This window comes from Rhodococcus sp. Leaf233, assembly GCF_001426165.1.
Lineage (GTDB): Bacteria > Actinomycetota > Actinomycetes > Mycobacteriales > Mycobacteriaceae > Rhodococcoides > Rhodococcoides fascians.
Map to the genome: position 1 here is coordinate 10984 of NZ_LMRO01000008.1, position 12906 is coordinate 23889.

The window sequence follows — 12906 nt, forward strand, 5'->3', positions numbered from 1 at the left end:
CCTCAGCTGTAGCGCGAATCGCACAGGGGTTTGCCGCCGAGAACTCCCGAGCGGAAAGCGTCGACTCGGGAGAAGCCGGACGGCAGCGTCGTTCCGTTGACGTCGCTGGCGGCCAATCCGTCGCTGAGTAGACCGGAGACGGCTTCGTCGAGATCGCCGGGAGAGAGCCGGATTTCGAGAGCGGCCTCGTTGGATTCGGCGCTCAACGCTGCGGTGATGACTCCGGACAGGCATGCGGATCGAAGTGCGGTCTGCGGGTCGTCGAGCGTCTGGCCCGCTTCCTTCTGTACTGCGAGGGTGTAGCGAGACGCGAACAATACGTACGCGCTGTAGTCACCGGATACGTTGAGTGGCAGGATGTCTCCGCGCTGAGGTGTCTCGGGTTGCCCTATTTCGGCCAGGTCCTCCACATCGACACCGATGGTGTTGCTCGACGGGCAGTACGACACCGGAGTGGTGGCCTCGGCGTCCGTGCACCCGGTGTCCGATCCCGAATAGTCCACGGTCGGGGGATCGGCGACGGGAAGCGCCGTCTCGAACGATCGCGTGAATGCGCCCAGGGAGTCCTCGGTGACCGGTAGCTCGCCGGAATTGTCGGCGCTGTCGAACTTCTGCGGCAACGACGCTCGGCGTGAATCGATTTCGGCCTCGTCGATGCGTGTGCAGGTGGCCGCGCCGTCCCTGAATCCGATCTGCACTGCCGTGACGCGCTCGAATGCGGACCCGTGAACCGATTCGGGATCGTTGGGGTCCACGTCGCGCACCGCGACGGTCGCAGCAAGAACACCGTTGAGCCCATCCGAGGTGTTGATGGTGAAGTGCTGCGAATCGCCTTCTGCGACATGGCGGATGAATGCGCCGGCGAAACAGTCGGCTTGCTGCTCGGCCACGATGGTCGGGGTGTCGTCGCCGACGAGTCCCGACTGATGCTGGATCGCGTGGCCGTATTCGTGCGCGATCACCATGACCACCGACATCGGCCCGAACGCGTCGACCAACGCCGGAAGCAGAATGGTGCGGTCCCACCCGATCGAGTCGTCGCGAGTGCAGTACGCGGCATTGGGGACTCCACCGGTTCTGTCTCCACAGAACCGGATGCCGGATCCCTCGTCCTCCGACGCATCCCACGAGGTCAATGTCGAGACCGGCGTGAACGAGCCCTTGAACAGGGCCGGATACTGCTCGGCCCAGAACTGCTGGATGTCGTCGATCGCGTTGGTTGCCAAGATGTCCGAGTCGGTGCCTTCGGCGTTCTCGACGGCGATGGTCGAATCCGGTACTCCCGGACGCGGTCCGCTCGGTCCGCTGGTGACCGGAAGGCCGGCGACCGTGAACGGATTCTCGTAGATCGACACTGCATTACCGCCGACGGTGGCGGCGCACGATGTCAACAGTAGTAACCCTGCAGTGGCGGCCGCAGCCAGAAGTCGTGGTCTGCGGCCGCCGGTCATCTACTGCTCCAATTTGATCCAGATCGCCCCGTTGGCGGGAAGTGCAACCTGGCCTGATGCCGGTCGACCGTGCCACGAGTGCGATGTTGCCGTCACTTCACCCAGGTTGCCCATTCCGGAGCCGCCGTACTCCGTTGCATCGGTGTTGAGGATCTCGATCCAACGGCCTGGTTCCGGTAGTCCCACACGATAGCTGCCGTGCTCGGAACCGGAGAAGTTGAAAATACACGCGACGACCGAACCGTCGGAGCCGTACCTCAGAAAGCTGAGCACGTTGTTCTCGGTGTCGTTGGCGTCGATCCACGAGTAGCCACTGGGCGAGGTGTCCAGCGTCCACAGTGCCGGATGCGACCGGTACGTCGAGTTCAGATCTGCGACAAGCGATTTCACACCTCGGTGCAACGGCTCCTCGTCGATCTGGTACCAGTCCAGGCCTCGCTCCTCGGACCATTCGCGAGTCTGACCGAACTCCTGGCCCATGAACAGCAACTGCTTGCCCGGATGTGCCCACATGTAGGCGAGCATTCCGCGCAGCCCTGCGGCCTTGGCGTAGTCGTCCCCGGGCATGCGGGTCCACAGCGTGCCCTTGCCGTGCACCACCTCGTCGTGGCTGATGGGCAGCAGGTAGTTCTCGCTCCACGCGTAGACGAGCGAGAACGTGATCTCGTGGTGGTGGTAGCTGCGGTGGATGGGATCGCGCCCGACGAAGCCGAGGGTGTCGTGCATCCACCCCATGTTCCACTTCATGTTGAACCCGAGCCCGCCGACGTTCGTCGGGCGAGTGACGCCCGGCCAGGCGGTCGACTCCTCGGCAACGGTGACCACTCCGCGGTGCTTCTTGTGCACCGTGGCGTTCATCTCCTGCAGGAAGGACACCGCTTCGAGGTTTTCTCGGCCACCGTAGATGTTGGGCGACCAGCCGCCCTCGGGACGCGAGTAGTCCAGGTACAGCATCGAGGCGACGGCGTCGACGCGCAGTCCGTCGATGTGGAATTCGTCGATCCAGTAGAGCGCGTTCGCGACCAGGAAGTTGCGGACCTCGCGTCGGCCGAAGTCGAAAACCAGTGTGCCCCAGTCGAGTTGCTCGCCTCGCTGCGGGTCTCCGTGCTCGTAGAGCGGCCCACCGTCGAAGCGGGCGAGGGCCCATTCGTCCTTGGGGAAGTGAGCGGGGACCCAGTCGACGATGACGCCGATGCCGGCGCTGTGCAGGTGATCGACGAAGAACCGGAAGTCGTCCGGACTGCCGAACCTGGACGTCGGTGCGTAGTAGGACGTCACCTGGTAGCCCCAGGATCCGCCGAACGGGTGCTCGGCGACCGGGAGCAACTCCACGTGAGTGAAGCCGGTCTCGATGATGTACTCGGCCAGTTGCTCGGCCAGCTCCCGGTAACCCAGGCCCGGTCGCCACGACGCCAGATGGATCTCGTAGACGCTCATCGGAGCCTGCGTGGGTTCGATGCCGGCTCGGGTGTCGAGCCACTTCTCGTCGTTCCAGGTGTACGTCGACGCGGTCACGACCGACGCGGTGGACGGCGGAACCTCGGTGGCGAAGGCCATCGGGTCGGCCTTGTCCTTCACCGAACCGTCGGAGCCGTGGACGCGGAACTTGTACAGGGCACCGGGTTCGATGTTCGGGACGAACAGCTCCCAGACTCCGGTGGAGCCGAGGACGCGCATCGGCCAACTACGGCCGGTCCACCCGTCGAAGTCGCCCACCAGCGTGACGCCCTGGGCGGCAGGGGCCCACACCGCGAACGAGGTGCCGGTGACGGGACCGTCGGGAGTGGCGTACGACTGCTGGTGCGCTCCGAGGATGTCCCACAGACGCTCGTGGCGACCTTCGCCGAACAGGTGCAGGTCGAGTTCACCGAGGGTCGGTAGGAACCGATACCCGTCGGCGGATTCGGACACGTGCCCACCTGGCCAGGTGACCACGAGCCGGTAATCGATCAGGTCCTCGACCGGCACCAGCGCAGAGAAGAGGCCGTGGGCGACGTGGGTCAACTCGTGGTCGACACCCCCGACGCGCGCGATCACTTTCTCCGCGTCGGGCTTCAGCGCACGAATCGCTGTTCCGCCGGGCGCGGGGTGCGCGCCGAGCACGGAATGCGGGTTGTAGTGCCGACCAGCGGCGAGGAGATCGAGGTCGTTGTCGGACGGGGCTGCGACGGTGTCTTCGGGCGTCGTCGGATTCTTGGTCACGTTGAATCCACTCACTTTCGGTTGCCGCGGTAGGCCAGTTCGATTCGTGCCGGATAGGGAATGTGGGGGAGCGTGAATATGTGCGCCACCGAGGTCCAGGGCTCGAGTCGGACGAAGTTGGTGTGGCCCCAGTCGTAATGGATGCCGCTCACCTCGTCCTTGATCGTCAGGGTGTCCTGCCAGTCGTGACCGAGCGCGGGCATGTCCAGATGGACGGTGCCCTCCTCGGCTCCGAACGGGTTGAGGTTGATGACCACCAACACCGAGTCGCCGGTCTGCGGATCGAACTTGGAGTATCCGATCAGCGCTTCGTTGTCGATCGTGTGGAAATGGATGTTGCGCAGTTGCTGCAGGGCCGGATGCGCACGGCGGATGGAATTGAGGGTGGTGATCCACGGCTCCAGCGATTCGCCGCGGGCGAGCGCACCCTCGAAGTCGCGCGGTCGCAACTGGTACTTCTCCGAGTCCAGATACTCCTCGCTGCCCTCGCGCACGGCCTGATGTTCGTACAGCTCGTATCCGGAGTACACGCCCCACGTCGGAGCCAGGGTGGCGGCCAGAGCTGCTCGCAGAGCGAACATTCCGGGTCCACCGTGCTGCAGGCTCTCGTGCAGGATGTCCGGGGTGTTGACGAACAGGTTCGGTCGCGCGTCGTCGGCGCGTCGGGCATGCTCCTCGGCGAACTCGGTCAGCTCCCACTTCGCGGTACGCCACGTGAAGTACGTGTACGACTGAGTGAACCCACGTTGCGCGAGACCGTACATGCGCACCGGCCGGGTGAACGCCTCGGCCAGGAACAGCACGTCCGGATCGGTCTTCTTGACCTCGGCGATGAGCCACTCCCAGAAGTCCGGTGGCTTGGTGTGTGGATTGTCGACTCGGAAGATCTTGACACCCAACGAGATCCAGTATCGGACCACGCGTAGCACTTCCTCGTAAATGCCACGACGGTCGTTGTCGAAGTTGATCGGGTAGATGTCCTGGTACTTTTTCGGCGGATTCTCGGCGTAGGCGATCGTGCCGTCCGGCAACACCGTGAACCACTCGGAATGTGTTGCGGCCCATGGATGATCCGGAGCGGCCTGCAGGGCGAGGTCGAGCGCCACTTCGAGCCCGTGCTCTCGCGAGGCGTCGACGAACGCACGGAAATCGTCCTCGGTCCCCAGCTCGGGATGGATCGCGTCGTGCCCGCCGTCCTTGGATCCGATCGCCCACGGCGAACCGACGTCCTCGGGGCCCGGAGTCAACGTGTTGTTCGGGCCCTTGCGGTTGATCGTGCCGATCGGGTGGATCGGAGGCAGGTAGACGATGTCGAAGCCCATGCGCGCGATGCGCGGCAACTGCTCGATGGATGTCGCGAACGTGCCGTGCCGCGGTGATCCGTCCTCGTTCCACCCGCCCGTGGAGCGCGGGAAGAACTCGTACCAGGCACCGTTGAGGGCCAGGTTTCGGTCGACCCACACGTTCACGGCCCGTGATCTGGTCACCAGCTCGCGCAGCGGGTGCTGGAACAGCAGTTCGGTGACCGACGATGCGAACGCCGAGGACACGCGCGCGGGCAGCGGGCGGTCGGTGTCGCGCAGGCCGGCGGCGACGTCGGCGAGCAGCTGCCTGCTCTCCGCAGGAACGCCGGTGGCAGCGCGGAGGAACAGGCGCGCCCCGATCTCAAGGTCGTTGGCGAGTTCGTGGGCACTCTGGCCCACTCCGAGCTTCGCTTCGACGGCGTGACGCCAGGTGCTGATCGGGTCGCTCCACGCCTCGATACGGCAGATCCAGTAGCCGGGCCGGGATGGGACGAACACCGCGTCGAACGTGTCCGGCTCGTGGCCGGGCGTCATCGGGATGCGTTCGAGCTTGCCTCCCGGTCCACGCACCGACAGCGTCGCGGCCACTGCGTCGTGACCCTCGCGCCAGACGTCGGCGGAAACTGGAAACGTCTCGCCCACCACCGCTTTCGCGGGGTATTTCCCGGTCGTCGTATCTGGAAGGACATTGTCGATACCAAGTCGACCTGTCACTTCACACTCCATTCTTCGTTAGAGGTATGGCTGCGCGGGCGCAACCTCTGATCGAACCGATATTTGGTGTGCTTCTACTCGTCAACCGTAGTGCAGCAGCGCAGATGGCGCGTGCGCCGACGCATACTGACCGCGACGGGCGCACGAGGAAATCTTCGCCGAGCGCCCCATCGACACAGGTATCCGTGGGTAGGGTTCGGCTCTGTGAAAGCCTTGCGTCGATTCACCGTCCGAGCCCACCTTCCCGCCCGTCTGAATGCCCTCGCCGAGCTGTCGACAAACCTCAGGTGGTCGTGGCATTCGGCCACGCAGGATCTTTTCGAGCACATCGATCCGCTGCTGTGGACCGAACTCGAACGCGATCCGGTGGCCGTGCTCGGTGCCGTCGCACCCGGCCGGCTCGAAGAACTCGCCGAAGACGCATCGTTCCTGGCCGAACTGGACGCCGCCGAGGCGGATCTACACGACTACCTCGCCCGACCCCTCTGGTACCAGAACGAGCTCGCCGAGGGGAGAGCTCTGCCGTCGGGCATCGGTTATTTCTCGATGGAGTTCGGGGTCACCGAGGTACTGCCGAACTACTCGGGTGGGCTCGGCATTCTGGCCGGTGACCACCTCAAGGCGGCGTCGGATCTCGGGCTACCGCTGATCGGCGTCGGACTGCTTTACCGCTCGGGGTACTTCCGGCAATCGCTGACGGCCGACGGCTGGCAGGCCGAGCGTTACCCGTCCCTGGACCCGCACGGTCTGCCGCTACGACTGCTCACCGACGACAACGACTCACCGGTGTTGATACACGTGTCGATGCCGGGATCGCGCGTGCTGCGGGCCCGCGTGTGGATCGCTCAGGTGGGACGCGTTCCGCTGCTGCTGCTCGATTCCGACATCGCCGACAACGATCCCGAGCTCAGAGGAGTCACCGACCGTCTGTACGGAGGCGATCAGGACCACCGCATCAAGCAGGAGATCCTCGCCGGTATCGGCGGAGTACGCGCGATCAGGGCCTACACGCGCGCGCACGGTCTGCCCGATCCCGAGGTGTTCCACATGAACGAGGGCCACGCCGGCTTCCTCGGGGTCGAACGCATTCGTGAACTCGTCACCGGTAGCGGGCTGGACTTCGATTCGGCGTTGGCCGCCGTCCGGGCGGGCACGGTGTTCACCACCCACACCCCGGTGCCTGCCGGCATCGACAGATTCCCCGCCGATCTGGTGCGGCACTATTTCGGCGGTAGCGACGGTGCACCGGACTCGGCTTTGTTGCCGGGATTGCCGATGAGCCGAATTCTGGCGCTGGGCGGCGAGAGTGATCCGTCGGTGTTCAACATGGCGCACATGGGTCTTCGCTTGGGCCAGCGCGCCAACGGAGTGTCGAAGCTGCACGGAATCGTCAGCCGCGAGATGTTCAACGGCCTGTGGCAAGGATTCGACGCGTCGGAGGTGCCGATCGGATCGGTGACCAACGGTGTCCATGCGCCGACGTGGGCGGCGCGGGAATGGGCCGAGGGGGAGGCCGAGACAGGTGGGCCGTTGTCCTCGGAGCAGGTGTGGTCCACTCGAAACGCGTTGCGCGCGCAGTTGGTGGACGAGGTGCGCCGAAGGGTGCGCCGCTCGGCACTCGAGCGAGGGTCGACCGAGGCCGAGATAAGCTGGACTGCAAATGTTTTCGACCCCAACGTGTTGACCGTCGGCTTTGCTCGACGCGTACCGACGTACAAGCGTCTGACGCTCATGCTGCGCGAACCCGAGCGATTGCGGGCGATGTTGCTCGATCCCGTCCGCCCGGTTCAGCTGGTGGTAGCCGGAAAATCGCACCCGGCCGACGACGGAGGAAAGGCGCTCATCCAGCAGATCGTCAAGTTCGCCGACGAGGCCGATGTACGACACCGCATCGTGTTCCTGCCCGACTACGACATGTCCATGGCGCGCTTTCTGTACTGGGGATGCGATGTGTGGCTGAACAACCCGCTGCGACCCCTAGAGGCCTGCGGTACGTCCGGAATGAAGTCGGCGCTCAACGGCGGCCTCAATCTGTCGATTCGCGACGGATGGTGGGACGAGATGTACGACGGCGAAAACGGGTGGGCGATCCCGACGGCCGACGGCATCACCGACGACAATCGCCGCGACGATCTGGAAGCCGCTGCCCTCTACGAATTGCTCGAGCAGGCGGTGCTGCCGAAATTCTACGATCGCGGGGAGGATGGTGTGCCGGCGCGCTGGATCGAGATGGTCCGGCACACACTGGAACAGCTGGGACCGAAAGTGTTGGCATCGCGAATGGTGCAGGACTACACGCTCGGCTACTACGCGCCCGCTGCGCACTCCGCCCGCGCGGTGTCGGCCGACGGCTACCACGGCGCCAAGGATGTCGCGTCGTATCGCGGCCGCGTCGAGCAGGCGTGGCGCAACGTGAAAGTCACCCGAGTCGACAGCGAGGGGTTGCCGGACACCCCCGTCATCGGTGCCGAACTGTCGCTGCGCGCCATCGTCGACCTCGGCGGTATGGAACCGGGTGCCGTCGTGGTGCAGGCCGTGGTGGGACGCGTCGACGAGGGCGAGGACCTCAGCGACATTCGCACCACCGAGATGTCGCACGTGGGCAGTGAGGGCGGCGAGCACGTGTACGCGGGCGAGACACGGCTACCGCACAGTGGAGCGGTGGGCTACACGGTGCGGGTGTTGCCGCGGCACCACGGGCTTGCCTCCGATGCCGAGCTCGGTCTGGTGTCGACGCCGTAGGGAGCAGCTACTTTCCGGCCAGGCGGGTGAGGGCCTTGCGGACCACCTCCGGGTCGGAGGTCTCCCAGAACGGCGGTAAGGACGCGCGCAGATAACCGCCGTACCGGGCGGTCGCCAGGCGCGAATCGAGCACGGCGACAACACCTTTGTCGTCGACGCTACGGAGCAGTCGACCGACGCCCTGCGCCAGTAGCAGGGCAGCGTGGTTGGCGGCCACCGCGAGAAAGCCGTTGCCGCCACGTGATTCGACGGCCTGCTGCCGAGCCACCAGTAGCGGATCGTCGGGCCGGGGGAACGGAATGCGGTCCAGGATCACCAGGCTCAGCGACGGACCGGGCACGTCGACGCCCTGCCACAGCGACAGCGTCCCGAACAGTGAAGTGGCCTCGTCGTCGGCGAACTTCTGCACCAGTGCGCCGGTGGAATCGTCACCCTGGCAGAGGATCGGGGTGTCGAGTCGTTCGCGCATCTCCTCTGCCGCGGCCTTGGCGGCGCGCATCGACGAGAACAGCCCGAGCGTCCGACCACCGGCTGCCTCGACGAGCGATTCGATCTCGTCGAGCGAGGACTTGGACAGGCCGTCGCGTCCGGGCGGAGACAGATGTTTGGCGATGTACATGATGCCGGCGCGAGCGTGATCGAACGGCGAGCCCACGTCCAACGAATTCCAGCGAATGGATCCGTTGTCCGAGGGTGGTTCCACTCCCGACGCCATGGCTGTGTCACTGCGAGAGGGCTTCTCTGCGGGCAGGCCCCAGTTGACGGCCAGGCCGTCGAAGGATCCGCCGACGGTGAGCGTCGCCGAGGTCAGCACCACGGTGGATTCGGCGAACAACCGCGCCCGCAGCAGCCCGCCCACCGAGAGCGGAGCAATGCGAACGGTGCGCTTGACGTTTCCTCGGAAATCGTCGACGGCGTGCCAGACGACGTCCTTACGCTTGGCCGGGTCGGGCTCGTCGAAGGCAGTGAGCACTCGTACGGCGCTGTCGTGCACCTCGTCGACTGCGACGAGTGCTGCGCTGCGGGCCGCGGCGGCCTCGGGATCGCTGCTCGCCATGCCCTGTTTGTTCGGGCCGATCGCGGTGCGCACGGCCCAGGCGGCGTCGCGGACGGACGCCAGGGCCGGTCCGACGCCGTCGGGAAGAGACTGCCATCGACCGGGCGGTAGTTCGTCCAGAATCGCGGCCCAGTTCTCGGCAGCTCCTTCGAGCTGATCGACGGTCTCTTCCTCGATGAGCTTGGCGCTACGGCGTGCGGCCGCGGTGACGGTGGCGGCCGAAAGCTCTTCAGTGGCAACGCCGGTCACTCGGTCGACCAATTCGTGGGCCTCGTCGACGACCACGACGTCGTGCTCGGGCAGGATCTGAATTCCGGTGATCGCGTCGATGGCGAGCAGCGCGTGGTTGGTCACGACCACGTCGACCTGTGCGGCCTCGGTGCGGGCGCGCTCGGCGAAGCAGTCCTCGCCGACGGGGCACCGCGATTTCCCGAGGCACTCGCGAGCGGTGACGCTGACCTGACGCCACGCCTGGTCGCTCACGCCGGGCACCACGTCGTCGCGATCTCCCGTTTCGGTCTCCGAGGACCACTTGGTCAGCCGGACCACCTCGCGGCCCATCCGCGAGACGGCGAACGGGTCGAACAACTCCGCGTCCGGTGCCTCCTGTGCGGCACCGGTGTGAATCTTGTTCATGCACAAGTAGTTGTTGCGGCCCTTGAGGATCGCGAACTTCGGACGCCGACCCACAGCCTCGGTCAGTGCGTCGGACAGACGTGGAAGGTCGCGGTCGACCAACTGTCGCTGCAGCGCGATCGTGGCCGTCGAGACGATGACAGTCTTCCCCGATTCGACCGCATGCCTGATGCTGGGCACGAGGTAGGCAAGGGACTTGCCGGTGCCCGTGCCCGCCTGCACCGCGAGATGCTCACCGGTGTCGATCGAATGCGCCACGGCAGAGGCCATCGTCAGCTGATTGCTGCGTTCCTTGCCACCGAGCGAGTGCACCGCAACCTGCAAGAGAGCGGGAACGGTGGGCAACTCGGTCTTCGACGGCACCGAAGCAGACTACTGCCGATCGCCCACCGCGTTCGGCACCGACACCGCCCCTAGCCCAGGGCGAACCGGGTCGGTATCGCCGGTTCGCCCTGGGACAGGGCGAGCCCCTCCCACGGCAGGCTGACCAGGCGTCGCGCGAGGAGGTCCCGGCCCTCAGCGAGGGTCGGTAGATCGGCGACGCGCCGGCCGCCACGCATCAGCGGCGTGGTCAACGTCTCCACCGTCAGACCGTCCTCGACCGTCGGTACAGCGTCGAACGGGTGCACTATTTCCTCGACGGCCGTACCGGTCCCACGTGCGGTCCGCAGCGCTGCCTTGGTACCCCCGCGCGATTCCTTGTGACTGCTGCGCTTGGCGACGGGAATGCCGTCGACGGTGACCAGCTTGTAGACCATTCCTGCTGTCGGCGCGCCGGAACCGGTGACCAGCGACGTGCCGACGCCGTACGAATCGACGGGTTCGGCGCGCAGCGCGGCGATCGCGTACTCGTCGAGGTCTCCGGAGACGACGATCCGCGTGTTCGGCGCACCGAGAGCGTTCAATTGGGCGCGGACCTGACGGGCGAGGACACCGAGGTCGCCGGAGTCGATGCGGACACCACCGAGCTCCGGACCGGCCACCTCGATCGCGTTGGCCACGCCCTGCTTGATGTCGTAGGTATCGACCAGCAGTGTCGTTCCCACCCCGAGCGCTCGGACCTGAGCGGCAAAAGCGGCCTTCTCGTCGGGGCCGTCGGCGGTGGTGTGCAGCAGCGTGAACGAGTGGGCCGACGTGCCTGCTCCGGGGACGCCGTGGCGTCGGACTGCTTCGAGGTTGGAGGTCGCGGTGAAGCCGGCCAAGTAGGCCGCGCGCGATGCCGCGACCGCCGCCTCCTCGTGGGTGCGCCGCGATCCCATTTCGATGATCGGCCTGGCCTCGGCGGAGGCGACCATGCGCGCTGCCGCAGAGGCGATTGCGCTGTCGTGATTGAGAATCGACAGCACCACGGTTTCCAGGACCACGCACTCGGCGAACGTGCCGCGGACCGTCAGGACGGGGGAGCCGGGAAAGTACAGCTCGCCCTCGCGGTAACCGTCGATGTCGCCGGTGAAGCGGTAGTTGCGCAGCCACTCGACGGTGTCGGCGTCGAGAAACTTCGACACGACACGCAGCTCGTCCGGGCCGAATCGGAAACGATCGACGGCGTCGAGAATGCGCTCGGTGCCGGCCACGACGCCGTATCGGCGGCCGCCGGGTAGCCTGCGGGCGAAGACCTCGAAACTGCACGGTCTGTCTGCATAGCCGCTGGCCAGGGCCGCGGACAGCATCGTGTACTCGTACTGGTCGGTCAGCAGTGCAGTGCTGGCTCCGTCGCTGGAAAGCGTGTGATCGGTGGTCGCGTCATTGCTCACCTCGATCACACTACGAGCGCAGGGGCGAACGTGTGGGGTCGGCCCGACACGCCGTACCCTGTTGCCATGCCTTGGTTGACGGTGGATGGATCGCTTCTGCCCGTGGACGGCTTCTCGGCACTCGAAGTCGCGGCGGCGTCGCCGCAGGCGGTGCCGGCCGAAACCGAGGCCGTTGCTGCCGACGAAGCGCACGACACTCCGTGGGTCACCATCGTGTGGGACGACCCGGTCAACTTGATGCACTACGTGACCTACGTGTTCCAGAAGCTCTTCGGCTACAGCAAGGCCAAGGCCACCGAGTTGATGATGCAGGTGCACTCCGAGGGCAAGGCGGTCGTGTCGAGCGGCGAGCGCGATGCGATGGAGAACGACGTCAAAAGGCTGCACGCGGCGGGCCTGTGGGCCACCATGCAGCAGGACAAGTAGTCAGCAGTCAGTTCGCCACCTCTACGTCAGAGAAGGACATCACCGACAGTGCGCACGTGGACGAGACGGAATTCGTTGTCCGGGGTCAAGATCAAGTCCGAGATCGACGCTCGTGAGGCGGCGGTGCTCAAGTCCCTGGTCGCATCCGTTCTCGGCCTGCTACGTGATCGTTCCGCCGCGGCACCCACCGACGAGCTCGCCGCGCTGACCGGGCTGCGTACCGGCCACAACAGCCCGCCGGACGATGCAGCGCTGGCCCGGTTGCTGCCGGACTTCCACCGCGCCGATCCCGAACACGACGATCAGGATCCGGCCGATCTGAACGGTGCCCTCCGCGGGTTGCACGAGCCCGAGATCATCGACGAGAAGTTGGCTGCCGGGGCAGTGATCCTCGCGACCCTGCCCGATTCCGGCGGAAAGATCGTGCTCACCCAGGAACAGGCCGATGCGTGGTTGACGGGTCTCAACGACGTGAGGCTGGCGCTCGGGACCACACTGGGCATCAGTGCGGACACTCCTGACGTACTCGACGAGGGCGATCCTCGTGCTCCCCATCTGGACGTGTACCACTGGTTGACCTGGATGCAGGATTCCCTCGTCCAGGTCCTCGTTCCCTAGGG

At 65.8% G+C, this 12906-nt stretch carries 8 protein-coding genes; 3 read left to right on the plus strand and 5 right to left on the minus strand.

The annotated features are described in order from the left end of the window. Positions 1-2: 2 nt before the first annotated feature. Genes ASH04_RS07890 through ASH04_RS07900 form a run of 3 tightly spaced genes read right to left on the minus strand, consistent with a single transcriptional unit; the run spans position 3 to position 5671 of the window. Positions 3-1451 carry a hypothetical protein gene (locus tag ASH04_RS07890; RefSeq protein WP_057473230.1) on the minus strand — a complete coding sequence of 483 codons (1449 nt, stop codon included), beginning with the start codon at positions 1449-1451 and terminating at the stop codon, positions 3-5. Then, a complete protein-coding gene (glgB, locus tag ASH04_RS07895; RefSeq protein WP_057473448.1) occupies positions 1452-3653 on the minus strand; it encodes a 1,4-alpha-glucan branching protein GlgB in 2202 nt (733 codons plus the stop codon). A gap of 11 nt (positions 3654-3664) precedes the next feature. Continuing rightward, positions 3665-5671, minus strand: a complete 2007-nt coding sequence (locus ASH04_RS07900) for a maltotransferase domain-containing protein (RefSeq protein ID WP_027497674.1) — start codon at positions 5669-5671, stop codon at positions 3665-3667. Positions 5672-5875: 204 nt separating this feature from the next. On the opposite strand from ASH04_RS07900, the gene glgP reads away from it, so the two are divergent. Then, entirely contained in the window at positions 5876-8413 is a 2538-nt protein-coding gene (glgP, locus tag ASH04_RS07905; protein ID WP_057473231.1) for an alpha-glucan family phosphorylase, read from the plus strand. 7 nt (positions 8414-8420) lie between these two features. On the opposite strand, the gene ASH04_RS07910 is transcribed toward glgP, so the two are convergent. Continuing rightward, entirely contained in the window at positions 8421-10469 is a 2049-nt protein-coding gene (locus ASH04_RS07910; RefSeq protein WP_032368391.1) for an ATP-dependent DNA helicase, read from the minus strand. Positions 10470-10519: 50 nt separating this feature from the next. Further along, the gene (locus ASH04_RS07915) at positions 10520-11776 is read right to left on the minus strand and encodes a nicotinate phosphoribosyltransferase (RefSeq protein WP_235579983.1); all 1257 of its coding nucleotides are present in this window, start codon (positions 11774-11776) and stop codon (positions 10520-10522) included. A gap of 150 nt (positions 11777-11926) precedes the next feature. Here ASH04_RS07915 and clpS point away from each other — a divergent pair, with 150 nt between their 5' ends. Together clpS and aosR are read left to right on the plus strand one after the other, a co-directional pair. After that, a complete protein-coding gene (gene clpS, locus ASH04_RS07920; RefSeq protein WP_228139244.1) occupies positions 11927-12286 on the plus strand; it encodes an ATP-dependent Clp protease adapter ClpS in 360 nt (119 codons plus the stop codon). Between the two features lie 48 nt (positions 12287-12334). Beyond that, positions 12335-12904, plus strand: a complete 570-nt coding sequence (gene aosR, locus ASH04_RS07925) for an oxidative stress transcriptional regulator AosR (protein WP_027497669.1) — start codon at positions 12335-12337, stop codon at positions 12902-12904. Positions 12905-12906 lie beyond the last annotated feature (2 nt).

What these genes read in the sequence shown, in the direction of transcription:
- ASH04_RS07890 (WP_057473230.1), bottom strand. Translation starts at nt 1,451, where the DNA reads ATGACCGGCGGCCGCAGACCACGACTTCTGGCTGCGGCCGCCACTGCA.
- ASH04_RS07915 (WP_235579983.1), bottom strand. Translation starts at nt 11,776, where the DNA reads ATGCTGTCCGCGGCCCTGGCCAGCGGCTATGCAGACAGACCGTGCAGT.
- clpS (WP_228139244.1), top strand. Translation starts at nt 11,927, where the DNA reads ATGCCTTGGTTGACGGTGGATGGATCGCTTCTGCCCGTGGACGGCTTC.